Consider the following 25,794-nt stretch of genomic DNA (forward strand, 5'->3'; position numbering starts at 1 on the left):
AACCACTGCGTCTTGCTCGACAATCCAAAAATAATTAAGAGGCTAGGACTTTTGTTCCAGCCTCTTTTTTATACTCTTTTCACTAGTTGGTGGTTAACTTGAAACCCAAAGTAAAATCCGGTATGATAGTAGTAATTGTTTTCATTAGAGGAAGGATAAAAACTAATTTAAGGGAGAAAAAAATGACAAAAGAACATTATTTGCAATTGAAGAAGCAGGTTCGCGTCTGGTTTACTGTCAATATCATCATTGGATTGATTGCTATTGCAGGAGGGATTTTAGTGATCATTAGTAAATCACGTCATATTCCATATTTACTAATGTGCTTGGGAGCACTGACCTTGATGAACCAAGCCTTGATTTATCCTGTTTTCAATGGTAAAAAAGCAGCTGAGGAGGAACATCCTGAGTGGAAGGAATTATCCACTAAAGATTCTAAAATACCTGTGGAAGATCTGCAGAAAGGGTTTTTGGTATCGGTTACAGCTCTTCTGATTGTCATTATGGGCTTCTTCATGTTCTATCGCCCTCTTCCGACAACAGATGCAGGAACTGAAGTGATCAAAACCTATCGCGAGATTCAGTCTGTTCCGGAAAGTTCAACAGACAAAGAATCTAGCACGGTCTCTAATTTAACACCACAGGATGTTCAAAGCTTACAAGAATTGAAAGAGGATATCGAATCAAACACCCCATCAGATTCGCCATCACTGGATATCAACAAAGCAAAAGACCTTGCTGAAAAGGCACAACAGCAAAATTGGTTGAAAAGAGGGGAGTAAGAATTTTTATTGATAGTAGAAGCATATAGTTTATGTGAAGGAGTAGAGAGAAATCAATGACACCAACAGTGTTCTGGCCTATTTTGGGAATCTTGACCCTTGTTTTTCTGATCCTACTGCTGATCTTTTACACTTTCTATCGTCGTGAAATGAAGATAAAAACAGAATCAACCGCAAATGTTATGGGAGAAGTCGTTGCTTTTGATTCAAAAAATCAACTGCTTATTTCTCTGCCTGTGGTGGAGTATCAAGTCGGGGGCGAAAGATACCAAAAGACCTTTACCTACGCTTATTTCAGAGAGACTTCTTCTAAGTCAAGACAAACCAATGTTTTCGATAGAACCTATGTTCTTGGAGCAGGTAAAAATCTGGATTTACGAATGATCTTTCCAATAGGCTCTCCCATGACAGTATTTTATAATCTGGACGATCCCCAGATTGGTTTTGTTGAACGCTATGCCGGCTTAGTCGGTTTCTATAAAATTGGAATGGTTATAACAGCTATTATCTATCTCGTGCTATCAGGTATTCTAGTTTTGGTATTTTGAATTACTACCAGTTACCTGAATTACGAAAAACTGAACGCACTTTTAAAATATTAATTTAACAAGAGGTTTTTCAATGCTCAAAAAAGGAACATGTTTTAATATCAGTTTGAATGGGAAAAGGCCTCTATGGGGATTCTTTTTGTTGGTAACAGATCAAGGGGAAGAATTCATCATCAAACGCAATAGTAAGATTCCTTTTGATAGATACCGGAAAGTGTATCAGACTACCTATTCATTTAAAGATAAAGTCTTTACAAAGAAAGCTCCAAACAATCTTTCGACCGTCATTGGTGTTCCGCTAGGTCTGCTATTAGCAAGAACATTTAGAAAGATCCTTCCCATGGACCTTTTCTTTGGAAAACCGAATCTTGATTTGGATGTTAGAGAAGGAGTGGTGAACGTTCTGATATTTCTTCTTGCTGTCATCGTCACTTTAAGGTTGGTCACTATTGCCAGATATGTACAGTTGAAACGCTTTGTTGAAAAAAATGGAGCAGAACTCGTATTAGTTGGTCAGATAAAACCAGTAGAGTATCTTCAAAAAACAGCAAATGGAACCGAGGTGTGGTGAATGCGAAAAATGCGAAAACGTCAATTGTTTGCCCTTATTTGTTTAAGTACTCTCGTCCTGTTTTTAGCGTATTTTGTTCAAATGCGCCTGTTTTTGGCCTTGATTTTATATTTAATTGTGATCTTATTTTTTAGAGGACTCGAATTCACAGAGCCTCGGGAAATAGAGTTTGATTTCAAGGAAGATCGTAAATAACAAAGATAATTCCTCAGCCTAAATGATTTCGTATCAGTCCAAAACAGCAGAAATGCTGTTTTTTTGATATAATGGACCTATGTTATCGAAAAGTAAACGTATTCTATTTGGGATGCTTCATGTTGTCATGTTGCTAGTGATGGTCCACTGGTTCTTGATCAGTGTGACCTATCTGAGAGAGATTTCATGGTTAGCCATTTTAGGTGCTGGATTGCTATTTCTGCTAGCCTGGTTGAAACGCGATGGGGTAAAAAGAGCCATTGCTTGGTTGAGCCGTCATAAAAAAGGCTTCTTGCTTGGCGCGATCATCTGTCAGTTAATCTTTATGGTTTGTGCGGAGCTTTTGATCCGTCGGGATGCTGCGGTTGTTTTCAAAGGGGCATTTGATCTTCTTAAACAATCTTCCATCACCAACTACCTCAGTCGCAATCCCAATAACATTACGCTCTTTCTTTACGAGAAATTTTTCTATGTTTTATTCGGTTCTAGCGGTCTGTGGGTTATGCAGGCTCTCAATATACTCTATGTCAATTTGGGTGCCGTCCTCTTGTACAAGCTGTCTCAGAAGCATTTCAATCAGAAAACAGCTGATCTAGTTTATCTCTTTTATGTCAGCTTGATCTGTTACTCGCCTTATTTCTATTCCATGTATACAGACATTCCTCCGCTTCCTTTGATCGCTCTTCAATTGTGGTGGGCCTTGGATCTCTTAAAGGAAAACCAAGCAGGGACCTCCTGGAAGAAAATGTTTGGTTTAGGGATTTTATCTGGCGTGACCATGTTGATCCGTCCAACGACGATTATTGTCATGATTGCCTTTTGGGCTGTCCTCTTCTTTAGAGGAAACTGGAAGGCCTTTGGCAAGATTGCTACGGTGACCGTAATGATGACGGGCTTTGTCTTTGCAGGATTGAATACAGCGGTCAATCATCAAAGAGTTGTGCCGATCTTGAAACAAGAAGGGCTGGCCAAAGGACCACTCTTGTTTATCAATCTAGGCTTGACGGATATGGGGCATAACCAAGAAGATATGAAAGAGGGCTTGCTGGCTTATATCGATGAGGACAAGCGCTCGGACTACAACAATGGTCTCTTTAAGAAAGAAAATGTGATCAAAGAAATTAAGCGCCGTCTCAAGGAGTATGGTCCTTTCGGTTTGATTGGGCATATCTATTACAAGCAGTCCTTGACGGTAGCAGAAGGGACCCTAGGTTGGCTTTACCGAGATGTAGAGTATGAGAAGACACCTTATATTAATCCTCTCTATGCTCCACTCACCAAAAATAGCAGTCTGGCTAAATGGGTGCGGACCTATTTCCTCAGCACGGATCGCCCACAGTACAAGTATTATGAATTTGTGAAACAGCTGATCTGGATCGTCTTGTCAGCTGGCTTGGTTGGGGCTTATCTCAAGCGTCGAGATACAGATGCCTTCAATTTCCTTTCCTTAGCGGTCTTTGGTGGTTTGCTCTTCTTAACCATCTTTGAAGGTGGGAAGACCCGCTACCTCATCCAATTCTTGCCCCAAATTTTGCTAGTGGCTTCGATCGGTCTAGCAGGATTTACCAAGAAAGAAAATACATAAAAGCTCCTGCTTGTTTGACAGGCAGAAAAAGAGGTTGGACAAAATTATCCAGCCTCTTTTTTATCCAGTGGATCTGCGCCAAATGTGGTATAATGGAAGGTAAGAATTTATTGGATAGCGGAGAGTTTCCATGCAGCATTCACCCTGGCATGAAGCCATCAAATCCCATCTTCCAGAAGGGTATTTTCACCAGATCAATGACTTTATGAATGAAGTCTACAGCAAAGGAGTGGTTTATCCACCGCGTGACAAGGTCTTTAAGGCCTTGCAGACGACAGAAATGGATCAGGTCAAGGTCTTGATCTTAGGGCAAGATCCCTACCATGGACCGGATCAAGCGCAGGGCTTAAGTTTTTCTGTTCCAGATCATGTACCAGCGCCGCCTTCTTTGCAAAATATTCTCAAAGAATTGCGCTCAGATATCGGAGAGAAGCGTTCCCATGATCTGACCTCTTGGGCAGAGCAAGGCGTGCTCTTGCTCAATGCCTGCTTGACGGTGCCTGCTGGTCAGGCCAATGGCCATGCAGGACAAATTTGGGAGCCTTTCACAGATGCTGTGATCAAGGTGGTCAATGAGTTGGAGGAGCCTGTTGTCTTTATCCTCTGGGGATCTTATGCCCGTAAGAAAAAGCCTCTGATTACCAACGATCGACATTTGGTCCTTGAATCAGCTCACCCAAGTCCTTTATCGGCCTACCGAGGATTCTTTGGTTCCCAACCCTTTTCAAAAACCAATCAATTTTTGAAAGAGACGGGACGCGAGCCGATTGATTGGTTAAGATAGGAGAAAGAAATGCCACAATTAGCAACGATTTGTTACATTGACAATGGGAAAGAATTTCTCATGCTGCATCGCAATAAAAAGCCCAATGATGTCCATGAAGGCAAATGGATCGGAGTTGGTGGGAAATTAGAACGCGGGGAAACCCCACAGGAGTGTGCTGCGCGTGAGATTTTTGAGGAGACGGGCCTTAGAGCAAAGCCAGTTTTGAAAGGGATTATTACCTTTCCGGAGTTTACTCCAGATTTGGACTGGTACACCTATGTCTTCAAGGTAACAGATTTTGAGGGAGAACTGATCGAGTGTAACGAAGGAACCTTGGAGTGGGTGCCTTATGATCAAGTCCTCTCAAAACCAACCTGGGAAGGGGACCACACCTTTGTCGAGTGGTTGTTGGAGGATAAACCCTTCTTTTCAGCAATGTTTCGCTATGACGGCGACCGCTTGTTAGAGTCGCATGTAGATTTTTATGAATAAAGGAGAATGCAATGGTTGTCATTAAAAATGGTCGCGTAATGGATCCCAAGACAGGTTTGGATCAAGTCTGTGATCTTCGTATCGAAGGAAAGAAAATCGTAGAGATCGCTGAAAACCTCCCAACGGATGGACAAGAAGTCCTTGATGCTACTGGTCTGGTTGTAGTTCCTGGATTGATCGATGTACACGTCCATTTCCGTGAACCTGGTCAAACTCATAAAGAAGACATCCATACGGGTGCCTTAGCCGCAGCTGCGGGTGGTTTTACTCGAGTGGTCATGATGGCCAATACCAATCCTACCATTTCAGATATTGCTACCTTAGAGGAAGTCTTAGCTTCTGCAGCCAAGGAAAATCTCCACATTCATACGGTTGCGACGGTGACCAAGAATTTTGACGGTCAACACCTGACAGATTTTGAGGGCTTGCTTAAGGCTGGTGCGGCTGGTTTTTCAGATGATGGGATTCCCCTTCAAAGCACCAAGGTTGTCCGTGAAGCCTTGGAAGAAGCTAAGCGTCTAGGAACCTTTATTAGTTTGCATGAAGAAGACCCTGAGTTGAATGGCATTCTTGGGTTGAATGAAAACATTGCAAAGGAACATTTCCATGTCTGTGGAGCGACGGGTGTGGCCGAATACTCGATGGCTGCGCGGGATGCCATGATTGCCCATGCGACAGGTGCCCACCTTCATATCCAACACCTTTCCAAGGAAGAAAGTGTCAAGGTTGTAGAATTTGCCCAAGGATTAGGAGCTCATGTGACGGCAGAAGTGGCACCTCAACACTTTTCGAAAACCGAGAGTCTCCTCTTAACAAAGGGAAGCAATGCCAAGATGAACCCACCTCTTCGCTTGGAATCTGACCGCCTAGCAGTGATTGAAGGCTTGAAGTCAGGCGTCATATCCGTAATTGCGACAGATCACGCGCCTCACCATGCGGATGAGAAGAATGTTCCTGATATTACCAAGGCACCATCTGGAATGACCGGTCTTGAAACCTCACTTTCTCTTGGTTTGACCTACTTGGTCCATGCAGGACATTTGAGCCTCATGCAATTGCTAGAAAAGATGTCCTATAATCCAGCACGTCTCTATGATTTTGATGCTGGCTATATCGCAGTGGATGGACCGGCAGATTTAACCATCTTTGATCCAGAAGCAGATCGTCTGGTATCGGATCATTTCGCTTCAAAAGCAGGCAATTCACCATTTGTAGGTGAAACATTAAAAGGAAAAGTTGCTTATACGATCTGTGATGGACAAGTGATTTTTCAAGGATAAGTGATCGTATTCATATGAATCTTAAAAAAATGATGCAAGGCTTGGTTTTCTTTATAACCAGCCTTCTTGTCTTTGTCTTTCTATTTCGTGCTCTGCTACCAACTGCATCCCCTCGTATGACCAAGCCCAAAACGGCTGCGAAAGAAATCACCTATACTTATGTAGCTCTAGGGGATTCACTGACTGAAGGAGTAGGGGATAGCACCAAGCAAGGGGGCTTCGTGCCCATTCTTGCCCAAAGCCTATCCAATGAAAATGACGGTCAGTACCAGCCTGTCAACTATGGAGTAGCTGGGAATACAAGTGCTCAGATCTTAGATCGACTCAAGAAGCAAACAGATCTTCAGAAGGATCTCAAAAAGGCGCGTGTCATGACCTTAACGGTTGGGGGAAATGACCTGCGCAAAGTCGTTGTCGATCATCTGAGTGACTTTTCCCTATCGGATATCCAAAAGCCGCTCAAGAATTATACAGCGAACCTCAAAGAAATTATTACAAAGGCCAGAAAGGACAATCCCCATCTTCCCATTTATGTAGTGGGGATCTACAATCCTCTTTACCTGAATTTTCCTGAATTAACTAATATCCAGACGGCTGTCGATCGTTGGAATGAGAGGACGGAAGAAACCATCGCGCAATTTGATCTGGTCTATTTCGTCCCGATCAATGACCTACTCTATAAAGGAATTGATGGCAAAATGGGCGTATCAGAAGTCAGTGACGGGAAGACAACCGTTATCAATGATGCCCTGTATGAAGAGGATAGTTTTCACCCCAACAATACGGGCTATGAAAAGATAAAACAAGCAATATTGGAGAAAATCAATGCCACGAAGAAAACTTGGAGTCAAAAATAATCCCATCAACGAGAAGGTCCCCTTCCTTCAAAAAATCAATATTTGGAAATGGTTATTTTTAGGTTTAGTCAGCCTTCTCTTAGCCTTCGCTTTAGTTGTGCAAGGACGCTTAGCGACGCCAAGAGAAGATGTTAGCCAGCTTCATCAATCAGTTGGCACCAAAGATGTCAAAGTTGGAACCATGACAACGACTCGAGATCAACTCAATGACACCATCAAATCGCTTCTGAAAAAATATAAGCTGTCCGACTACAAGGTCTATGCAGACAATCAGCAAATCCTATTAGAAGGGCAGTTGAGTCTCTTAGGGAAGGATTATCCCTTATACATTTACTTTCAACCATCCAAGTTAGAAAACGGGAATATTCTCTTAACAGTAAAGGATTTTTCAGTCGGTACCTTTCAAATTCCTCAAAAAATGGTTTTGCGGCTTTTGAACAAAAATAAAAATATCCCAGATTTTATCCAGATTTCGCCAAAAGAGTCTACCATCACCATTGTATTACCTGAAATTGATAATGACTTTGGAATCTATGTCAAGGCCAATACCATTGATCTCTATAATGACAAGATCGTTTTTGATTTGTATCAGAAGAAGTAGGGCAAAAGGGGATATTTTGTTTCTATTCAAAAAATTCAGAATATTACAGAAAATTCTTGACATTGTTTTTTCCCTATGCTAAAATACTAAACAAGACATTGAACAAAGGAGAAAGTCAAACATGAAAACAGCTAAGTTTATTCAATTTGCTTTGTTGTTGAGGTATAAGGGCTAGTGCAGAAGCATTAGTCCTGTTTGGCTTACCAAGCGGGCAAAAACATCTCGCTTGGTTGACCGAGTGAGATGTTTTTCTTTATATCCACTACATAGAAATGAGGAGACCCTATGCGTAAAGTTGAATTTTTAGATACCAGCCTTCGGGATGGTGAACAGACTCCGGGAGTTAATTTTTCTATCAAAGAAAAGATTGCTATTGCCAAACAATTGGAAAAATGGGGTATTTCTGCTATTGAAGCAGGTTTTCCAGCGGCTAGTCCGGATTCCTTCACAGCTGTTCAAGAGATTGCAAAAGCCTTGACCAAGACAGCCGTGACAGGTTTGGCCCGTTCAGTCAAATCTGATATCGATGCTTGCTATGAAGCTTTGAAAGATGCCAAGTATCCGCAAGTTCACGTCTTTATCGCAACCAGTCCCATTCACCGGGAGTTTAAACTCAACAAGACCAAGGAAGAAATTCTTGAGGCCATTAAAGAGCACGTTTCATATGCGCGTTCAAAGTTTGAGGTTGTGGAATTCTCTCCCGAAGATGCGACCCGGACGGAATTGGATTTCCTCTTGCAAGTCGTACAGACTGCAGTCGATGCTGGTGCCAGCTATATCAACATTCCTGATACAGTCGGTTTTACGACACCAGCAGAGTACGGTGCCATTTTCAAATACTTGATTGACCATGTCAAGACAGACCGCGAGATTATCTATTCCCCTCATTGCCATGATGACCTAGGTATGGCCGTGGCAAATAGTCTCGCTGCTGTTAAAAATGGTGCCCGTCGTGTCGAAGGAACCATTAATGGGATCGGGGAGCGGGCCGGCAATGCGGCGCTTGAAGAAGTAGCGGTTGCTCTCAATATCCGTGAAGACTATTACCAGGTGGAAAGTCCAATTGTCCTTAATGAAACTATCAATACTTCTGAGTTGGTCTCTCGTTACTCTGGTATTCCAATTCCTAAAAACAAGGCGGTTGTTGGTAGCAATGCCTTCTCACACGAGTCTGGGATCCACCAAGATGGAGTTCTTAAAAATCCTCTTACCTATGAAATCATCACGCCTGAGTTGGTGGGTGTTAAGAGCAATAGTCTCCCTCTTGGAAAATTGTCTGGTCGCCATGCCTTTGTCGAAAAACTGCATGAGTTGGGACTGGATTTCACAGAAGAAGATATCAAGCCATTGTTTGCTAAGTTCAAATCTCTGGCAGACAAGAAACACGAGATCACAGATGCCGATATCCGCGCCCTTGTTGCCGGTACAGCAGTGGAAAATCCAGAAGGATTCCAATTTAACGATCTTCGCTTGACAACCAATGCAGACGAAACGATTACAGCAGCGGTTAGCCTCCGCAATGAAGAAGGGGAAGTGCTTGAGTTCCTTGCCAATGGTCAAGGGTCGGTTGAAGCGATCTTTAATGCGATTGATAAATTCTTCAACCAAACTGTTCGCTTGACCTCATACAATATCGATGCAGTGACAGATGGGATTGATGCCCAAGCCCGTGTCTTGGTATCCGTGGAAAATGTCGATACAGATACGATTTTCAATGCCTCTGGTTTGGACTTTGACGTATTGAAAGCCTCTGCCATTGCTTATATCAATGCCAACACGCTGGTTCAAAAAGAGAATGCGGGTGAGATGGGACGAGCTGTCTCCTACCGTGACCTTCCACAAGACTAAGAGGAAATGAACATGACAAAGAAAATTGTAACACTTGCAGGAGATGGGATTGGCCCTGAGATCATGGCAGCTGGACTAGAGGTCCTCGCAGCCGTCGCTCCCAAAATCGGCTTTGATTATAGTCTTGAAGACAAACCTTTTGGGGGTGCTGGGATTGATGCCGCTGGCCACCCACTTCCCCAAGATACTCTAAAAGCAGCTAAAGGAGCGGATGCTATTCTTCTCGCAGCCATCGGGAGTCCTGAGTATGACAATGCTCCTGTTCGTCCAGAACAAGGCCTGCTCGCTATTCGTAAGGAGTTAAATCTATTTGCCAATATTCGTCCTGTACGGATTTTTGATGCCTTGAAACACTTGTCTCCTTTGAAACCAGAGCGTATCGAGGGGGTCGATTTCGTGGTCGTGCGAGAATTGACAGGTGGGATTTACTTTGGAGAGCATATCTTGAAAGAAGATACAGCACGCGATATCAATGATTACAGTGCAGAAGAAATCCGTCGGATTATGCGCCAAGCCTTCAAGATCGCCCAAGGACGTGGCAAGAAAGTGACCAGTATCGATAAGCAAAATGTCCTTGCAACTTCTAAATTGTGGCGTCAAGTGGCAGAAGAAGTTGCCAAAGAATTTCCAGATGTGACCTTAGAGCACCAGCTTGTCGATAGTGCGGCCATGATCATGATTACCAATCCAGCCCGCTTTGATGTTGTAGTGACAGAGAATCTATTCGGAGATATCTTATCTGATGAATCCAGCGTCCTTCCAGGAACACTAGGCGTGATGCCATCTGCTAGTCATTCTGACCAAGGACCAAGTATGTACGAACCGATTCATGGTTCAGCACCTGATATTGCTGGTCAAGGCATTGCCAATCCGATTTCCATGATCCTGTCCGTTGCTATGATGCTCCGAGACAGTTTTGGAGAAACAGCAGGTGCAGAAATGATCGAAGAAGCTGTCAATCAAACCTTGAATCAAGGAATCTTGACACGGGATCTAGGTGGTCAGGCTTCTACTGCAGAGATGACTGCAGCCATTATTGGGAATCTCTAAGATGACATGGAGAGATCGCTGTTTAGTTGTTATTGCTATTTGGAATAGTATCGTATTTCTGACCTATGGTTTAGATAAACGAAAAGCTATCCAAAAGAGGTGGCGGATTCCTGAAAAGGTCCTGTTACTCGAGAGCTGGGTGCTTGGTGGATTCGGAGCTCTACTAGGTGGATATCTCTTTCACCACAAGGTGCGGAAATGGTATTTTCAAGCCACATGGTGGGGCAGTAGCCTACTTTTAGCAGGTGCCCTCTTTCTAATCCTTCAATGGATTTCCTAACAAGAAGATAAATGGAGAAAGATGATGAGTGGAAAATCTATCTTTGATAAACTTTGGGACCGCCACGTGATTACAGGAGTGGAAGGGCAACCCCAACTCATGTATGTGGACCAACACTATATCCACGAAGTGACGAGTCCGCAAGCCTTTCAAGGATTACGGGATGCAGGACGCAAGGTTCGACGACCCGATTTAACCTTTGGAACCTTTGATCACAATGTTCCAACGGTCAATATTTTTGATATTCGAGATGTGATTTCAAAAGCCCAGATTGATAAATTAGCTGAGAATGTGGTGGAATTTGGGATTGATCATGCAGGTCACGGTTCTGCTAAGCAAGGAATCGTGCATATGATAGGCCCAGAAACTGGTCGGACCCAGCCAGGAAAATTTATTGTCTGTGGAGACAGTCACACCGCAACCCACGGAGCCTTCGGTGCCATTGCCTTTGGGATTGGAACCAGTGAAGTAGAACATGTCTTTGCCACCCAAACCATCTGGCAAGTCAAACCAAAGAAGATGTTGGTCGAATTCACAGGTACCCCACAAAAAGGGATCTATTCAAAAGATTACATCTTAGCTTTGATAGCGCGTTATGGTGTTGCGTGTGGAGTTGGTTATGTCGTAGAGTATCGGGGAGAAGCAATTGATCGCTTGACCATGGAAGAACGCATGACTATCTGCAATATGTCGATCGAGTTTGGGTCCAAAATGGGGATCATGAATCCAGATGAGACGACCTTTGACTACCTCCGGGGACGCGAATGTGTGCCAGATGATTTTGAGGCCGCAGTAGCTGATTGGAAGACTCTGGTTAGTGATGACGATGCTGTTTATGATAAGGTCATCCGTTTGGATGTATCTGATCTTGCTCCGATGGTGACTTGGGGGACCAATCCTTCTATGGGAGTGGACTTCGAGACTCCTTTTCCAGAGATTCGCGACATGAATGATGAACGGGCTTATCATTATATGGATCTAGAACCTGGCCAAAAACCAGCAGACATTGAATTAGGCTATATTTTTATCGGTTCTTGTACCAATGCGCGTCTCAGCGATTTGGAGTTGGCAGCCAAGTTTGTGAAAGGCAAAAAAATTGCGCCAAACTTAACTGCTATTGTGGTCCCTGGCTCTCGTCCGGTTAAGCAAGCCGCCGAAAAGTTGGGCTTGGATAAAATCTTTATGGATGCAGGCTTTGAATGGCGTGATCCAGGATGCTCCATGTGTCTAGGAATGAATCCGGACAAGGTTCCAGATGGCGTCCACTGTGCCTCTACTAGCAACCGGAACTTTGAAGACCGCCAAGGATTTGGGGCTAAAACTCATCTCTGTAGCCCAGCAATGGCCGCTGCAGCAGCAATCGCCGGTCGCTTTGTCGATGTGCGCCAAATGCCAGAAGTCAAGTAAAAGGAGGAAGCATGGAGAAATTTACCATTTATACGGGAACTACAGTTCCTTTGATGAACGATAATATTGATACCGACCAAATCCTCCCCAAGCAATTCTTGAAGTTGATTGATAAGAAAGGTTTTGGGAAATACCTCATGTATGCTTGGCGCTATTTGGATGACCAATATACTGAGGATCCAGATTTTATCTTTAACAAGCCAGAATACCGCAAGGCGACCATTTTGATTACTGGTGACAATTTTGGTGCTGGTTCCTCTCGGGAACACGCAGCCTGGGCTTTAGCTGATTATGGCTTTAAAGTCGTTATCGCCGGATCCTTCGGAGATATCCATTACAATAATGAGCTCAATAATGGCATGCTGCCGATTGTCCAACCACTAGAGGTTCGTCAAAAATTGGCAAGTTTGAAGCCGACAGATCCAGTGACGGTGGATTTGGAAGAGCAGAAGATCCTCTCGCCTGTTGGAGAGTTTCACTTTGAGATCGATCAAGATTGGAAGCACAAATTGCTCAACGGCTTGGATGATATCGGGATTACGCTTCAGTACGAAGACTTGATCGCAGCTTATGAGAAGAACCGGCCAGCTTACTGGCAATGATAAAATTGTATACCGAATTACGAATTTTCTGAAAATATATTGAATTTGAGACTATTTTTTGATACAATACTAAAAAGAATAGAAAAGGAAAGAGACTTATGACAAAACACATTCAATGGGACGGACAACTTTCACAAGAAGGATTTGATATTCTTAAAGGAGAGGGTGGCTGTATCGTCTGCCCTACCAAAGTTGGCTATATCATCATGACCAGTGACAAGGCTGGCTTGGAACGTAAATTCGAAGCCAAAGAACGCAACCGCAACAAACCAGGTGTGGTTCTTTGCGGAAGCATGGACGAACTTCGTGCCCTTGCGCAATTGAATCCTGAAATCGAAGCCTTCTACCAAAAACATTGGGATGAAGATATCTTGCTTGGTTGTATCCTTCCTTGGCGTGAAGATGCCTATGCAAAATTGCAAGCCTTCGGAGATGGACGTGAAGAACTCATGACAGACGTTCGTGGAACTTCATGCTTTGTCATCAAATTTGGTAAAGCTGGTGAGCAAATTGCCAAAGAAATGTGGGAAAAAGAAGGTAAGATGGTTTACGCTTCTTCAGCCAACCCTTCCGGTAAAGGAAACCGCGGGAAGGTCGAAGGAATCGGTGAACGTATCGAAGGTGCCGTGGACTTGGTCATCGAAGCAGATGATTATGTAGCTTCTATCCAACCAGACAAGACCATTGAAACTCGCTATGAACAAGGTGTGATGGTCTCTATGGTTGATGCCGAAGGAAAACTGATTCCAGAACAAGGAGCAGGTAGCCGTTCTGTCAATACTTGTCCAGTTGTCATCCGTAAAGGATTGGATATCGATAAGATCATGATGCACTTATCTGATCATTTCAACTCTTGGAACTACCGCCAAGGGGAATACTATTAAGAAACAGAAAAAAGCATTCCATTTGGGATGCTGTTTTTGTGAAAGGTTAAAAGATGGTATAATAGAGTCAAACGATGTTCCATTAGAAGAGGAGTTAGTATGGTCTCCAGAAAAGCATTTATCGACAAAGCCAATCAGGAAGGTTTTTCCTTCAACATCCAAATCCCATGGTGGCGGTACAATAACTTCAAGTCATTGGTTTGGAGAAAAAGGCTCTCTGAGGAGCAACTCTATCAGATTTTTCTTTTACTTTGTAGAGAGGTAGAACACCGGCAAATGAAAGTAGTAGCGGATAAGAGGAAGTATCAGACTGGATTTTATGTAGCTGCATGCAATGGTCGGGAGTTTCGCTTTGAGTTTGCTTTCAAAAAGAACCAAGAACTAAGAGTTTATAATTTATTTGAGACTGTCAATGGTCGTAAGAAACTAACCTTGATGGACCTGCTTGATTACATAATGGATTAACTATGAATAGAAACAATCATTGTTTACGTTAGATTGACAAAAGAAAGAGTGGTTCTATGATTTCAAGAGATGCATTTTTAGAAAGAATCAATCAGGAGGGCTTCTCATTTAGTATTGACATCCCGCGCAGAAATTTTTCGGATTTTACATCATTAGTTCGGAGAAGAAGAATTTCAGAAGAAGACCTCTATCAGCTGTTTTATAACTATTGTCAAGAACTAGAAAACTGTTTGAAAGAAGCAGGGGAGAAACGACGCTTGCTCTTCAATAAGTTTCCAGTTAGCCCCGTTCATGATAAATATAAAACGAAATTTGATACAGTGGCACCCAACGGACGCGAATTCCGCTTTGAATTTGTCTTTAGCAATGACAATCGTTTAAAAGTGTATCACATGATCGAAACTGTTAATGGTCGTAGGAAAAAAACTCCTATGGAAATACTGATGGACCTAGTCGATGCATTATAATGAGGATCTGTTCAAAAGTATAAGGGGGATCCAACCAAAAAAAACTAGAGCGCTTGCTCTAGTTTTTTGGTTGTTGATGGGTGATATTCTTTCCCCAAGGGATGAGATTTTCTTTTTTCTCTTTGATCCGTTGGATATTGTCCTTGTGACGAAGAATGATCAAGGTCGCTAGTGCCAAGACAATGATTGTAAAAAGTGGATCATAGCTGTGCAAGATCCATCCAGTCAAAGGAAGAAGGAGGACCGAAAGAATGGCGAGTAGCGCAACGGTAACACTCGAAAACGAAATCATACTGGTTAAATACAGGCTGGCTACAAAATAAACTGCTAAAATGAGTAGCAGGATAGGCGAGAAACCAAGTAAGACACCAGCACTCGTCGCCACTGCCTTTCCACCCTTGAATCCAGCAAAAATTGGGAAAGTGTGCCCCAATACAGCTAAGAGGCCAAAGACCATTGGCGAGATCCCCTGAATTCCAAAGAAAGTCGGAAGGAGAACGGCCAAAGTTCCTTTTAAGAAATCAATCGCAAAGACAATGATCCCAGCTTTCTTTCCTAAAATCCGAAAGGTATTGGTCGTTCCAGTATTGCCCGAGCCATGTTCCCGTAAATTAATATGGAAAAAAATTTTCCCAATCCATAATCCCGAAGGAATGGAGCCTAACAGATAGGCCAAAATTAAAACACTTATTTCTTTTATCATAGTTTCATTATATCAAAAAGCCATCGATAGAAAAAGCAATTTCTGGAGTTCAAGTGTGACATCTGAAGAAAGTTCTCAGCTAACATTTTTTACTGGGATATAGAAATCTCCATATAAAGAGAAAAAATTTTGCAAAATTTCCTAAAAAACTGTAATATAGAAAAGATGAACAAACAGGAGGTTCCTTGTGGCAAAAAAGGAAATCAATATTAATAATTATAATGACGATGCCATTCAGGTACTAGAAGGGTTGGATGCAGTCCGTAAACGTCCAGGGATGTATATCGGATCGACCGACGGAAATGGCTTGCATCACATGGTCTGGGAGATTGTGGATAATGCGGTCGATGAAGCCTTGTCTGGCTTTGGATCACAAATCGATGTAACGATTAATAAAGATGGTTCTCTATCGGTAGAAGACCAGGGACGTGGAATGCCGACCGGGATGCATGCTATGGGTAAACCAACCGTTGAGGTGATCTTTACAGTCCTCCACGCCGGAGGGAAGTTTGGTCAAGGAGGCTATAAGACATCTGGAGGTCTTCACGGAGTGGGATCTTCTGTCGTCAATGCCCTTTCTAGCTGGCTAGAGGTAGAAATTACCCGTGATGGAGCTGTCTACAAGCAACGTTTTGAAGATGGGGGAAAACCAGTTACGACCCTTGAAAAGATTGGCTCTGCTCCCAAGTCTAAGACAGGGACCAAGGTCACCTTCATGCCAGATCCAACCATCTTTTCAACGACGGATTTCAAATTCAATACCATTGCTGAGCGAATCAAAGAATCAGCCTTCTTGCTGAAGGACGTGACGCTGACGCTGACCGATCTCCGCAAGGAAGAAGACAACCATGTGGCCTTTCATTATGAAAATGGTGTCCAAGATTTCGTAGAGTACTTGAACGAAGACAAGGAAACTTTGACACCTGTTCTCTACTTTAGTGGCGAATCAGATGGTTTCCAGGTAGAAGTGGCTATGCAATACAATGATGGCTACTCAGATAATATCTTGTCCTTCGTTAATAATGTCCGCACCAAAGATGGGGGAACCCACGAGACAGGTCTGAAGACAGCCATTACCAAGGCTATGAACGACTATGCAAGAAAGACAGGACTCCTCAAAGAAAAAGACAAGAATCTGGAAGGATCAGACTACCGCGAAGGTTTGTCAGCTGTTCTTTCGATCTTGGTTCCAGAGGCCCATTTGCAGTTTGAAGGACAAACCAAAGACAAATTAGGAAGTCCCTTGGCTCGTCCGGTAGTAGATAGCATTGTTTCGGATAAATTGACCTTCTTCCTCATGGAAAATGGGGAGTTAGCCTCTAATCTGATTCGAAAGGCTATTAAAGCTCGGGATGCGCGTGAAGCCGCTCGAAAAGCGCGGGATGAAAGCCGAAATGGCAAGAAGAGCAAAAAGGACAAGGGACTTTTGTCAGGTAAATTGACACCAGCCCAGTCTAAAAATCCTAAGAAAAATGAACTCTATCTGGTCGAAGGAGACTCAGCCGGCGGTTCTGCCAAACAAGGACGGGACCGGAAGTTCCAAGCGATTCTTCCCCTTCGTGGGAAGGTGCTCAATACTGAGAAGGCCAATATGAGTGATATCCTCAAGAACGAGGAAATCAACACCATGATTTACACCATCGGTGCTGGAGTTGGGGCAGATTTCTCAGTGGAAGATACTAACTACGATAAGATCATCATCATGACCGATGCGGATACGGATGGAGCCCACATTCAAACCCTCCTCTTAACCTTCTTCTATCGCTATATGCGCCCTTTGGTAGAAGCTGGACACGTCTACATTGCGCTTCCTCCTCTTTATAAGATGTCGAAAGGCAAAGGCAAGAAAGAAGAAGTAGCCTATGCTTGGACAGATAGCGAATTAGAAGAGTTGCGTCGGACTTTTGGCCGTGGAGCGACCCTTCAACGATACAAAGGGTTAGGGGAAATGAATGCGGATCAGCTTTGGGAAACCACCATGAATCCAGAAACTCGTACCTTGATCCGTGTCACCATTGATGATCTAGCGCGTGCAGAACGCCGTGTCTCCGTCCTCATGGGAGATAAGGCGGCACCACGTCGTCAATGGATTGAAGATAACGTTAAGTTTACTTTGGAAGAAACGACAGCGTTTTAAGGAGTGCGAGTGATGGCTCTATACATAGGTTTTATTTTGTTAGTCTTTTTGTCCTCCATTTATCTTGCAATTAACATGAATCGTCGAAGAATTAGACTATTAGGGTTGTTTGCACCGGTAGTCTTTACTCTATGTATGCTTAAGGTACTAGAATCCAATATTAGGCTCCCAGAATCCGGTGCTTTAGAAGCGGGCATTCTCATGTTTTTATATGGATTTCCCTTGATAATTGGATCCTTAATCTTTACACTGATTCGTTTGTGTTTCGTCTATCAGAAAAAAATCTGGAAGGCATTATTGATTTTTATATCCTATATTTTGGGTCCCCTGCTTGTAGGTGCCTTGGCCATATATGTGGAATTCGTATTTCAGATCGATCATTTCATTTACGTAGTCATTTTTTCGATGATTCTGGTCTCCTATCTTCCTCCTATTTATCTCTACTTTTTCGACCGAGATCAATAGAAGTTAGCTAGGAAGGGAAAAATTATGGATTTTTTAATTACTACATTCAATCATTTTTACCAATTGTATATTGTCTTGTTTCTATCCATCTTCATTGCCTTTTGGATGAATTGGAAAAAGAAAAATTTTTATGGCTTGTATTATCCAATTTGTTTAACAGTCATGACTTATTGTGTCGTACAATTTGATTCATTCGACGTTGTTGAGAGGGCTCTTCCCTTCATGCTAATAGTCTTTGCTGTTCAACTAATGGTAATAGTCCTAGGTGTTCCCTTGGTGGTAATTGCCTTGCTTTATCACGTCATACGATTATTTTCAATTTTTCCTAAATATGGATGGAAAATCATCCTGATCATCTTCGCTTATCTAGTAAGTGCGGTCCTTTTTTACAGGGTTATGGCTAGTATACCGGAAGAGTTTTTGCAACACCGAAGCATGATGATAAGGTCAATGTTCCTGTCTCTTTTTCTATCTTATTTGCCAGCCATATTTTTGATCATTAGCCAGAATCGTAAGAAGGTGTGAAATGAATGATTTATTATTTATGATTAGTATGTCTCTTAGTTTTGTACTCCCATTGATTGCTTTGGCTATTGCTTTATTTATTGAAAGGCAATTAGATAAAAGGAAAAAACCATTTTTTGGTCTCTTTTTTCCTATTATGCTATGTCTGACAATATATGAACACGGGTTAATAAAATTTCAGGATACTGCGACAAGTTTGGAAGTTGGAGCTGTTCTCTTATTTTTCTGTTATCCCTTGTTGCTTATAGCGCTTCTTTATAGTGGAATTCGTCTCTATCTTGTCTATAAGGATAGAGTGTGGAAAGTAATTGGCATTGTCTCCTATTATCTAGTTGCCAGTTGGATTGCTTTTTGTACTCCTAGTGAGCACTTTATGACTAATTTAGGTCGCATGCGACTGCTAGAAGTAGCTATATTGATTGGATTCTTTCTCCCATCTCTTTATCTTTATTTAGACAAAGACCAACAATTCCAAGCATCCTATAGCGGTGAAGGAGTAGAAGATGAGAACTGAGACAGAAATGATGGACCTGATCTTGCAGATAGCTGAATCCCTGCAAGTGGAAGCAGTGGCCTTATCCGGTTCGCGATCCGATATCCACTCTCTAAGAGATGAGTTTCAAGATTATGATGTGGTTTATATTGTTGAGAATCTGGAGGACTTGATATCTGATTTATCTTGGCTAGACCAGTTTGGAATACGGCTGATTGAACAGCACAATGTCCTTGGACACCGTCGTCTTTACCTCACGCTCTTTGAAGACGGCAACCGTATCGATTTGACCCTCTGTCCCAAGGAGCACATTCAAGAGTGGGTGGACAGCGAAGCAAATTTTGAAGTTATAAAGGACGACAAAGGCTTATTTGAAGCCTATCAGCCTAATTCCAAGCGCTACTGGACCGCTCCTCCTACTGAAGAGGAATTTGCAGCATCCTGCAATGAATTTTGGTGGGTATCGGCTTATGTTGTCAAGGCCATTCGAAGAAATCAGCTTATCTATGCGACCGATCACCTCTATGGCATTTGTCAGCAAGAACTCCTCAAGGTCTTAGCTTGGCAGGTGACAAGCGATAAGGGAGTAGTTGACATCGGAAAGAACTACAAGTACCTCTTCCAGTACCTTCCAGCTGAGCAAGAGAAGGAGTTCTCAGCTTTACTTGATTTATCTAGTTTCGATAAAATCACTCAGTCTTTATTTTCTACCATGAAGGGATTCGATCGAGAAGCTCAATTTCTGGCCCAAAAGATGGGATTTACTTACGATATGGAAGTTGCAGAGAAAATAACTTCTTATGCTAAAGAGAAACTTTCGAATCATTAATGAATTTATTTTAAACATCAGAAAGGAACGTTTGGTTACTTGGTGTAACTGAATTCCTCTATATATAAAAGACTACTCAACATTCTTTGAAAGGAGTTGAACACGCCCTAAGCGCTGTGTGAAAAAGATAAATTTTCTATTTTCCTTAGCATTTTACGGGCTTTGTATCTTATGTCTAATATTCAAAATATGTCCCTAGAGGACATCATGGGGGAGCGCTTTGGTCGCTACTCCAAATACATTATTCAAGAACGGGCTCTTCCTGATATTCGGGATGGCTTGAAACCTGTTCAACGGCGGATTCTTTATTCTATGAATAAGGATGGCAATACCCATGACAAGGGTTACCGTAAGTCTGCCAAGTCTGTCGGTAATATCATGGGGAATTTCCACCCTCACGGGGACATTTCCATCTATGATGCCATGGTCCGCATGTCTCAGGACTGGAAGAACCGTGAGATCCTTGTGGAAATGCACGGAAACAATGGTTCCATGGACGGTGATCCACCAGCAGCCATGCGTTATACCGAAGCGCGCTTGTCTGAAATTGCGGGCTATCTCCTGCAAGATATCGAAAAGAACACAGTACCATTTGCCTGGAACTTTGACGATACGGAAAAAGAGCCAACGGTTTTACCTGCCGCTTTTCCAAATCTCTTGGTCAATGGGGCAACAGGGATTTCAGCTGGTTATGCGACAGATATTCCACCACACAACCTTGCTGAAGTCATCGATGCCGTGGTCTACATGATCGACCATCCATCTGCCAAGGTAGACAAGCTCATGGAGTTTCTGCCTGGGCCTGATTTCCCAACGGGTGCCATTATCCAGGGACGGGATGAGATCAAGAAAGCCTATGAAACTGGTAAGGGCCGGGTGGTTGTCCGCTCTAAAACAGAGATCGAGCAGCTCAAAGGCGGTAAGCAGCAAATCGTTGTCACCGAAATCCCTTATGAGATTAACAAGGCTGTTTTGGTCAAGAAGATCGACGATGTCCGTGTTAACAACAAGGTGGCTGGTATCGCAGAAGTTCGGGATGAGTCTGACCGAGATGGTCTTCGCATTGCGATTGAGTTGAAGAAAGATGCCAATGCAGATTTGATCTTGAACTACTTGTTCAAGTATACGGATTTGCAGGTCAACTACAACTTCAATATGGTGGCAATTGACAACTACACACCACGTCAGGTGGGGATTGTACCGATTCTCTCTAGCTACATTGCACACCGTCGGGATATCATTGTCGCTCGCTCGCGCTTTGATAAGGAAAAGGCAGAACGACGCCTCCATATCGTAGAGGGCTTGATCCGCGTCATTTCTATCCTTGATGAAGTCATTGCCTTGATCCGAGCTTCTGATAATAAGGCAGATGCTAAGGAAAACATCAAGGTCAGCTACGATTTCACGGAAGAACAAGCAGAAGCTATTGTTACCTTGCAATTGTACCGCTTGACCAATACCGATATCGTGACCTTGGAAGAAGAGCATGCCAGTCTCAAGGAGCAAATCGCGACCTTGGCAGCCATCATTGGGGACGAACGGACCATGTTCAATCTCATGAAGAAGGAATTGCGTGAAGTCAAGAAGCTCTTTGGTAATCCGCGTCGTAGTGAATTGCAAGACACTGCTAAAACGATTGAGATTGATACAGCCAGTCTCATTGTTGAAGAGGAAACCTTCGTCAGCGTAACCCGTGCTGGATATATCAAACGAACCTCGCCTCGTTCTTTCAATGCCTCAACACTGGAAGAAGTCGGTAAGCGAGACGATGATGAGTTGATTTTTGTAGAGCCTGCTAAGACCACTCAGCACCTCTTACTCTTTACCAACTTGGGGAATGCCATTTATCGACCAATTCACGAATTGACAGATACCAAGTGGAAGGATATCGGCGAGCACCTCAGTCAGACCTTGACCAATTTCGAGCAAGAGGAAGAAATTCTCTTTGCGGAGATTGTGGATCAGTTTGAAGGTGTGACCTACTTTGCAGCTACCCAACAAGGACAAATCAAGCGCTTTGAACGCAAGGAATTGAGCCCATGGCGGACCTACCGCTCCAAATCAACGAAGTACGCTAAGCTGAAAGACCAAGAGGACCGTATCGTAGCGGTTGCACCAGTTGTCCTCGAGGACATCATGATCATTACCCAAAATGGCTATGGTCTGCGCTTCAATATTGAAGAGGTGCCGGTAGTTGGTGCTAAAGCAGCAGGGGTCAAAGCTATTAACCTGAAAGATGGAGATCAAGTGGTAGCCGTCTTTAAGTCAACGACTCCAAGCATGTACATTCTGACCCAGCGAGGCAGTCTGAAACGGATGTCCCAGGACGATATTCCTGTTACCAGCCGAGCTAAACGCGGACTTCAAGTCTTACGTGAACTGAAGTCTAAACCACACCGAGTCTTCAAGGCAGGTCCAGTTTTCACGGACCAAGGAGATTTTGATCTCTTTACGAGCCAGGAAGAAGTAGGAGAGCAAGATCAAATTCTTGCTATTACCTCTACCACTGGACAGGTGACCGAGGTTGATTTGACACAATTAAGCATTTCTGAAAGAACAAGCAATGGATCCTTTGTCAATGATACCATTTCGGATCAAGAAGTTTTTTCAGCCACTATCAAGTAAAAGAAGGGGTCGGTCCATTCTAGGACTGACTTTCTTTAAAAATAAATTTTCTGAAAATTGAAAATATCACTTGAAATTCTCATGAAATGGTGTACAATAGTGTACATAGATTGAGAAACTGAATCGACCTGCATCAGATCGACAAGGAATAGAAAGAATTAAAAGGAGCACGATCATGACAGTATCACTTGATTGGGAAAACCTTGGCTTTTCATATATGAAATTACCCTATCGCTATTTGGCACATTATCGCAATGGAGCTTGGGAAAAAGGGGAATTGACAGAAGATGCGACTTTGCATTTGTCCGAATCTTCTCCAAGTTTGCATTACGGTCAGCAAGCCTTTGAAGGGTTGAAAGCCTACCGTACAAAAGATGGAAGCGTCCAATTGTTCCGTCCAGATGAAAATGCTAAACGCTTGCAACGCACGGCTGATCGGTTGCTGATGCCTCAAGTTCCAACGGATATGTTTGTGGATGCTTGTAAGGCAGTTGTAAAAGCAAATGAAGAGTATGTACCACCGTATGGTACAGGAGCTACCCTTTACCTTCGTCCTCTTTTGATCGGTGTTGGAGATATTATTGGCGTAAAACCTGCAGATGAGTATATCTTTACCATCTTTGCAATGCCTGTCGGTAACTACTTTAAAGGTGGTTTGGTCCCAACGAACTTCTTGATTCAAGATGAGTATGACCGTGCTGCACCACATGGTACAGGGGCTGCAAAAGTTGGTGGGAACTATGCAGCAAGTATGTTGCCAGGTAAGATTGCGCATGATCGTAACTTCTCTGACGTGATTTATCTCGATCCAGCGACTCACACCAAGATTGAAGAAGTTGGTTCTGCAAACTTCTTTGGTATCACTGCTAATAACGAATTTGTGACACCATTGAGTCCGTCTATTTTGCCATCTATCACCAAGTACTCTTTGCTTTACTTGGCAGAACACCGTCTTGGTATGACACCAATTGAAGGGGATGTCTTTATCAATGACTTGGATCGCTTTGTAGAAGCAGGAGCTTGTGGTACCGCTGCTGTCATCTCTCCGATCGGAGGCGTTCAACATGGGGATGACTTCCATGTCTTCTATTCTGAAACAGAAGTAGGTCCTGTCACACGGAAGCTTTATGACGAGTTGACCGGTATCCAATTTGGTGATGTCGAAGCACCAGAAGGATGGATTTTCAAAGTCGATTAAACCGAAAGCGTCTGTAACAAAGTGGCCAGACTTCAATGAGAACGAGTCTTAACGAAAAGACGCAGTAGCTAATGTTTCACTTCATTCGCTTTTAGGAATAGAAGAGTGCCGAATGACTCTTGCGGGGGTGGGATAAAGAAGGAATTTCTAACTAAATTCTTTCTGACCCACTCCCTTTTCTCTTGCGTCATCAAGAGAATTTTTGTAAAATAGAAAAAGTGAAAAGAGGGTTGAAATGAGTAAAAAAGATAAGAAAATTGAGATTCAAATCGTTGATAGTAAAGTAACCGTCGGAAAAGACACTTTTGATGGTTTCACTTTGTCCATTGGAAAGAAAACGATTGGTGAAATTGCAGACATGGCTGGTCAATTTGCCATCATCAAAAATGGAAATGTGGATTCTCTTTACAAAAAACTTGAAAAAGCCGTTGAAATTTTAATAGAAAATTATAATTTGAATAAATAAGGGCTTGCAATCATAATAAATCAATGGTATAATAGATCCTGTTGATTTATATGGAGAGATAGCGAAGAGGCTAAACGCGGCGGACTGTAAATCCGCTCCTTCGGGTTCGGGGGTTCGAATCCCTCTCTCTCCATTTCATTCATGGGGTATAGCCAAGCGGTAAGGCAAGGGACTTTGACTCCCTCATGCGTTGGTTCGAATCCAGCTACCCCAGTTCTTAGGTAATATCAGATAAGTGATAAAATATCTATCCAGGTATTTTATTTCTTTATAGGATGAGTCGTTAAAGATTGTAGTTGATCTCATTGCGAGTGCTTGCTTAGGAAAAATAATTATAAGTATGTCAAGTTTTAGAAAACTTGATTGTTGGAGGATTTTTTAGATGAATGAATTTGAAGATTTGCTAAACAGTGTTAGCCAAGTTGAACCAGGTGACGTTGTTACTGCTGAAGTATTGACAGTTGACGCGAACCAAGCTAACGTTGCAATCTCTGGAACTGGTGTCGAAGGTGTCTTGACTCTTCGCGAATTGACAAACGATCGTGATGCTGACATCAACGACTTGGTAAAACCAGGTGAAACACTTGAATTGCTTGTTCTTCGTCAAGTAGTTGGTAAAGATACTGATACAGTAACTTACCTTGTATCTAAAAAACGTTTGGAAGCTCGCAAAGCATGGGACAAATTGGTTGGACGTGAAGAAGAAGTTGTTACTGTTAAAGGAACTCGCGCTGTTAAAGGCGGACTTTCAGTAGAATTTGAAGGACTTCGTGGATTTATTCCAGCTTCAATGCTTGATACTCGTTTTGTACGTAACACTGAACGTTTCGTAGGTCAAGAATTTGATGCTAAAATCAAAGAAGTAGATCCAAAAGAAAACCGCTTTATCCTTTCACGTCGTGAAGTTGTTGAAGCTGAATCAGCTGCAGCACGCGCAGAAGTATTTGGTAAATTGAACGTTGGTGATGTCGTAACTGGTAAAGTTGCACGTATCACAAGCTTCGGTGCTTTCATTGACCTTGGTGGTGTTGATGGATTGGTTCACTTGACAGAATTGTCACACGAACGCAACGTATCACCTAAATCAGTTGTAACTGTTGGTGAAGAAATCCAAGTGAAAGTTCTTGACTTGAACGAAGAAGAAGGTCGTGTATCACTTTCATTGAAAGCTACAACACCTGGACCTTGGGATGGCGTTGAACAAAAATTGGCTGCTGGTGATGTTATCGAAGGAACTGTTAAACGTTTGACTGACTTCGGTGCATTCGTTGAAGTATTGCCAGGTATCGACGGACTTGTACACATCTCACAAATTTCACACAAACGTGTTGAAAATCCAAAAGATGTTCTTAAAGTTGGACAAGAAGTAACTGTTAAAGTTCTTGAAGTAAATGCTGCAGATGAACGTGTATCACTTTCTATCAAAGCTCTTGAAGAACGTCCAGCTCAAGAAGAAGGCGAAAAACAAGAAAAACGTCAATCTCGCCCACGTCGTCCAAAACAAGAAAAACGCGACTTTGATCTTCCAGAAACTCAAACTGGATTCTCAATGGCTGACTTGTTTGGCGATATCGAATTGTAATATTCAAAAGAGGCTGGGACCAAAGTCCTAGCCTCTTTAATTGTTTTTGGATTGTCGAGCAAGACGCAGTGGTTGAGTGGGCTCTACTACG

General features: G+C 42.8%; 25 protein-coding genes and 2 tRNA genes. 26 read left to right on the forward strand and 1 reads right to left on the reverse strand.

The genetic code is table 11. The annotated features are described in order from the left end of the window. Nucleotides 1–182 precede the first annotated feature (182 nt). From LIZ08_RS09025 to LIZ08_RS09105, 17 genes are all read left to right on the forward strand, one after another. Entirely contained in the window at nt 183–782 is a 600-nt protein-coding gene (locus tag LIZ08_RS09025; RefSeq protein WP_227038707.1) for a hypothetical protein, read from the forward strand. Between the two features lie 56 nt (nt 783–838). Continuing rightward, entirely contained in the window at nt 839–1,330 is a 492-nt protein-coding gene (locus LIZ08_RS09030; RefSeq protein WP_227038708.1) for a DUF3592 domain-containing protein, read from the forward strand. A 73-nt stretch (nt 1,331–1,403) separates the two neighbouring features. Continuing rightward, on the forward strand, nt 1,404–1,901 hold the full coding sequence (locus LIZ08_RS09035; RefSeq protein ID WP_227038709.1) for a hypothetical protein: 498 nt from the start codon (nt 1,404–1,406) through the stop codon (nt 1,899–1,901). Between the two features lie 274 nt (nt 1,902–2,175). Further along, a complete protein-coding gene (locus tag LIZ08_RS09040) occupies nt 2,176–3,681 on the forward strand; it encodes a glycosyltransferase family 39 protein (RefSeq protein WP_227038710.1) in 1,506 nt (501 codons plus the stop codon). A gap of 130 nt (nt 3,682–3,811) precedes the next feature. Further along, nucleotides 3,812–4,465, forward strand: coding sequence for a uracil-DNA glycosylase (locus LIZ08_RS09045; RefSeq protein ID WP_227038711.1), 654 nt, complete (start codon nt 3,812–3,814; stop codon nt 4,463–4,465). 9 nt (nt 4,466–4,474) lie between these two features. Next, nucleotides 4,475–4,939, forward strand: a complete 465-nt coding sequence (locus tag LIZ08_RS09050; RefSeq protein ID WP_003003493.1) for an NUDIX hydrolase — start codon at nt 4,475–4,477, stop codon at nt 4,937–4,939. Nucleotides 4,940–4,950: 11 nt separating this feature from the next. Then, the gene (locus LIZ08_RS09055; protein ID WP_227038712.1) at nt 4,951–6,219 is read left to right on the forward strand and encodes a dihydroorotase; all 1,269 of its coding nucleotides are present in this window, start codon (nt 4,951–4,953) and stop codon (nt 6,217–6,219) included. 14 nt (nt 6,220–6,233) lie between these two features. Continuing rightward, the gene (locus tag LIZ08_RS09060; protein WP_227038713.1) at nt 6,234–7,076 is read left to right on the forward strand and encodes an SGNH/GDSL hydrolase family protein; all 843 of its coding nucleotides are present in this window, start codon (nt 6,234–6,236) and stop codon (nt 7,074–7,076) included. Further along, on the forward strand, nt 7,045–7,677 hold the full coding sequence (locus LIZ08_RS09065; RefSeq protein WP_227038714.1) for a YpmS family protein: 633 nt from the start codon (nt 7,045–7,047) through the stop codon (nt 7,675–7,677). The genes LIZ08_RS09060 and LIZ08_RS09065 overlap by 32 nt, the downstream gene beginning before the upstream one ends. Nucleotides 7,678–7,962: 285 nt before the next feature. Then, a complete protein-coding gene (locus LIZ08_RS09070; RefSeq protein WP_227038715.1) occupies nt 7,963–9,525 on the forward strand; it encodes a 2-isopropylmalate synthase in 1,563 nt (520 codons plus the stop codon). A gap of 12 nt (nt 9,526–9,537) precedes the next feature. After that, nucleotides 9,538–10,575, forward strand: a complete 1,038-nt coding sequence (gene leuB, locus LIZ08_RS09075) for a 3-isopropylmalate dehydrogenase (protein WP_049473039.1) — start codon at nt 9,538–9,540, stop codon at nt 10,573–10,575. 1 nt (nt 10,576) lies between these two features. Continuing rightward, nucleotides 10,577–10,855 carry a DUF1294 domain-containing protein gene (locus LIZ08_RS09080; RefSeq protein ID WP_129299307.1) on the forward strand — a complete coding sequence of 93 codons (279 nt, stop codon included), beginning with the start codon at nt 10,577–10,579 and terminating at the stop codon, nt 10,853–10,855. A gap of 24 nt (nt 10,856–10,879) precedes the next feature. Further along, nucleotides 10,880–12,262, forward strand: coding sequence for a 3-isopropylmalate dehydratase large subunit (leuC, locus tag LIZ08_RS09085; RefSeq protein WP_227038716.1), 1,383 nt, complete (start codon nt 10,880–10,882; stop codon nt 12,260–12,262). An 11-nt stretch (nt 12,263–12,273) separates the two neighbouring features. Next, nucleotides 12,274–12,864: a 3-isopropylmalate dehydratase small subunit gene (gene leuD / locus LIZ08_RS09090; protein WP_227038717.1), complete on the forward strand. Its 591-nt coding sequence runs from the start codon at nt 12,274–12,276 to the stop codon at nt 12,862–12,864. 98 nt (nt 12,865–12,962) lie between these two features. Next, entirely contained in the window at nt 12,963–13,748 is a 786-nt protein-coding gene (locus LIZ08_RS09095; protein ID WP_003003291.1) for an L-threonylcarbamoyladenylate synthase, read from the forward strand. 99 nt (nt 13,749–13,847) lie between these two features. After that, nucleotides 13,848–14,213 carry a hypothetical protein gene (locus LIZ08_RS09100; RefSeq protein WP_070450129.1) on the forward strand — a complete coding sequence of 122 codons (366 nt, stop codon included), beginning with the start codon at nt 13,848–13,850 and terminating at the stop codon, nt 14,211–14,213. A gap of 56 nt (nt 14,214–14,269) precedes the next feature. Continuing rightward, nucleotides 14,270–14,680, forward strand: coding sequence for a hypothetical protein (locus LIZ08_RS09105; protein WP_070665881.1), 411 nt, complete (start codon nt 14,270–14,272; stop codon nt 14,678–14,680). A gap of 58 nt (nt 14,681–14,738) precedes the next feature. Here LIZ08_RS09105 and plsY read toward each other — a convergent pair whose 3' ends face one another. Then, nucleotides 14,739–15,383 carry a glycerol-3-phosphate 1-O-acyltransferase PlsY gene (gene plsY / locus LIZ08_RS09110; protein ID WP_031576989.1) on the reverse strand — a complete coding sequence of 215 codons (645 nt, stop codon included), beginning with the start codon at nt 15,381–15,383 and terminating at the stop codon, nt 14,739–14,741. A gap of 187 nt (nt 15,384–15,570) precedes the next feature. Between plsY and parE the strand changes: the two genes are divergently transcribed. The 9 genes from parE to rpsA all read left to right on the forward strand — a co-directional run bounded on the left by parE (nt 15,571) and on the right by rpsA (nt 25,703). Then, the gene (gene parE, locus LIZ08_RS09115) at nt 15,571–17,520 is read left to right on the forward strand and encodes a DNA topoisomerase IV subunit B (RefSeq protein ID WP_227038718.1); all 1,950 of its coding nucleotides are present in this window, start codon (nt 15,571–15,573) and stop codon (nt 17,518–17,520) included. A gap of 991 nt (nt 17,521–18,511) precedes the next feature. After that, nucleotides 18,512–19,024, forward strand: coding sequence for a hypothetical protein (locus LIZ08_RS09120; RefSeq protein ID WP_227038719.1), 513 nt, complete (start codon nt 18,512–18,514; stop codon nt 19,022–19,024). Beyond that, nucleotides 19,014–19,832 (forward strand): aminoglycoside 6-adenylyltransferase, encoded by an 819-nt coding sequence (locus LIZ08_RS09125; RefSeq protein WP_227038720.1) that lies wholly within the window; start codon nt 19,014–19,016, stop codon nt 19,830–19,832. The genes LIZ08_RS09120 and LIZ08_RS09125 overlap by 11 nt, the downstream gene beginning before the upstream one ends. Before the next feature lie 171 nt (nt 19,833–20,003). Next, nucleotides 20,004–22,457, forward strand: a complete 2,454-nt coding sequence (gene parC, locus LIZ08_RS09130; RefSeq protein ID WP_227038721.1) for a DNA topoisomerase IV subunit A — start codon at nt 20,004–20,006, stop codon at nt 22,455–22,457. Nucleotides 22,458–22,632: 175 nt separating this feature from the next. Continuing rightward, a complete protein-coding gene (locus LIZ08_RS09135) occupies nt 22,633–23,655 on the forward strand; it encodes a branched-chain amino acid aminotransferase (protein WP_155199562.1) in 1,023 nt (340 codons plus the stop codon). Between the two features lie 235 nt (nt 23,656–23,890). Further along, nucleotides 23,891–24,121 (forward strand): DUF2969 domain-containing protein, encoded by a 231-nt coding sequence (locus LIZ08_RS09140; RefSeq protein ID WP_003003589.1) that lies wholly within the window; start codon nt 23,891–23,893, stop codon nt 24,119–24,121. 52 nt (nt 24,122–24,173) lie between these two features. After that, nucleotides 24,174–24,254, forward strand: a tRNA-Tyr gene (locus tag LIZ08_RS09145). Between the two features lie 9 nt (nt 24,255–24,263). Then, nucleotides 24,264–24,335: transfer RNA gene (locus tag LIZ08_RS09150), tRNA-Gln, on the forward strand. 168 nt (nt 24,336–24,503) lie between these two features. Further along, nucleotides 24,504–25,703: a 30S ribosomal protein S1 gene (gene rpsA, locus LIZ08_RS09155; protein WP_003011990.1), complete on the forward strand. Its 1,200-nt coding sequence runs from the start codon at nt 24,504–24,506 to the stop codon at nt 25,701–25,703. The last annotated feature ends 91 nt before the right edge of the window (nt 25,704–25,794 follow it).

The sequence above is a fragment of the Streptococcus sp. 210928-DFI.4.42 genome, assembly GCF_020554365.1.
Classification (GTDB): domain Bacteria; phylum Bacillota; class Bacilli; order Lactobacillales; family Streptococcaceae; genus Streptococcus; species Streptococcus parasanguinis_S.

Bases quoted from the DNA above. Each gene is read 5' to 3' on its own strand.
- LIZ08_RS09025 (WP_227038707.1), top strand. From the start codon at position 183: ATGACAAAAGAACATTATTTGCAATTGAAGAAGCAGGTTCGCGTCTGG.
- LIZ08_RS09030 (WP_227038708.1), top strand. From the start codon at position 839: ATGACACCAACAGTGTTCTGGCCTATTTTGGGAATCTTGACCCTTGTT.
- LIZ08_RS09035 (WP_227038709.1), top strand. From the start codon at position 1,404: ATGCTCAAAAAAGGAACATGTTTTAATATCAGTTTGAATGGGAAAAGG.
- LIZ08_RS09040 (WP_227038710.1), top strand. From the start codon at position 2,176: ATGTTATCGAAAAGTAAACGTATTCTATTTGGGATGCTTCATGTTGTC.
- LIZ08_RS09045 (WP_227038711.1), top strand. From the start codon at position 3,812: ATGCAGCATTCACCCTGGCATGAAGCCATCAAATCCCATCTTCCAGAA.
- LIZ08_RS09050 (WP_003003493.1), top strand. From the start codon at position 4,475: ATGCCACAATTAGCAACGATTTGTTACATTGACAATGGGAAAGAATTT.
- LIZ08_RS09055 (WP_227038712.1), top strand. From the start codon at position 4,951: ATGGTTGTCATTAAAAATGGTCGCGTAATGGATCCCAAGACAGGTTTG.
- LIZ08_RS09060 (WP_227038713.1), top strand. From the start codon at position 6,234: ATGAATCTTAAAAAAATGATGCAAGGCTTGGTTTTCTTTATAACCAGC.
- LIZ08_RS09065 (WP_227038714.1), top strand. From the start codon at position 7,045: ATGCCACGAAGAAAACTTGGAGTCAAAAATAATCCCATCAACGAGAAG.
- LIZ08_RS09070 (WP_227038715.1), top strand. From the start codon at position 7,963: ATGCGTAAAGTTGAATTTTTAGATACCAGCCTTCGGGATGGTGAACAG.
- leuB (WP_049473039.1), top strand. From the start codon at position 9,538: ATGACAAAGAAAATTGTAACACTTGCAGGAGATGGGATTGGCCCTGAG.
- LIZ08_RS09080 (WP_129299307.1), top strand. From the start codon at position 10,577: ATGACATGGAGAGATCGCTGTTTAGTTGTTATTGCTATTTGGAATAGT.
- leuC (WP_227038716.1), top strand. From the start codon at position 10,880: ATGAGTGGAAAATCTATCTTTGATAAACTTTGGGACCGCCACGTGATT.
- leuD (WP_227038717.1), top strand. From the start codon at position 12,274: ATGGAGAAATTTACCATTTATACGGGAACTACAGTTCCTTTGATGAAC.
- LIZ08_RS09095 (WP_003003291.1), top strand. From the start codon at position 12,963: ATGACAAAACACATTCAATGGGACGGACAACTTTCACAAGAAGGATTT.
- LIZ08_RS09100 (WP_070450129.1), top strand. From the start codon at position 13,848: ATGGTCTCCAGAAAAGCATTTATCGACAAAGCCAATCAGGAAGGTTTT.
- LIZ08_RS09105 (WP_070665881.1), top strand. From the start codon at position 14,270: ATGATTTCAAGAGATGCATTTTTAGAAAGAATCAATCAGGAGGGCTTC.
- plsY (WP_031576989.1), bottom strand. From the start codon at position 15,383: ATGATAAAAGAAATAAGTGTTTTAATTTTGGCCTATCTGTTAGGCTCC.
- LIZ08_RS09120 (WP_227038719.1), top strand. From the start codon at position 18,512: ATGAATGATTTATTATTTATGATTAGTATGTCTCTTAGTTTTGTACTC.
- LIZ08_RS09125 (WP_227038720.1), top strand. From the start codon at position 19,014: ATGAGAACTGAGACAGAAATGATGGACCTGATCTTGCAGATAGCTGAA.
- parC (WP_227038721.1), top strand. From the start codon at position 20,004: ATGTCTAATATTCAAAATATGTCCCTAGAGGACATCATGGGGGAGCGC.
- LIZ08_RS09135 (WP_155199562.1), top strand. From the start codon at position 22,633: ATGACAGTATCACTTGATTGGGAAAACCTTGGCTTTTCATATATGAAA.
- LIZ08_RS09140 (WP_003003589.1), top strand. From the start codon at position 23,891: ATGAGTAAAAAAGATAAGAAAATTGAGATTCAAATCGTTGATAGTAAA.
- rpsA (WP_003011990.1), top strand. From the start codon at position 24,504: ATGAATGAATTTGAAGATTTGCTAAACAGTGTTAGCCAAGTTGAACCA.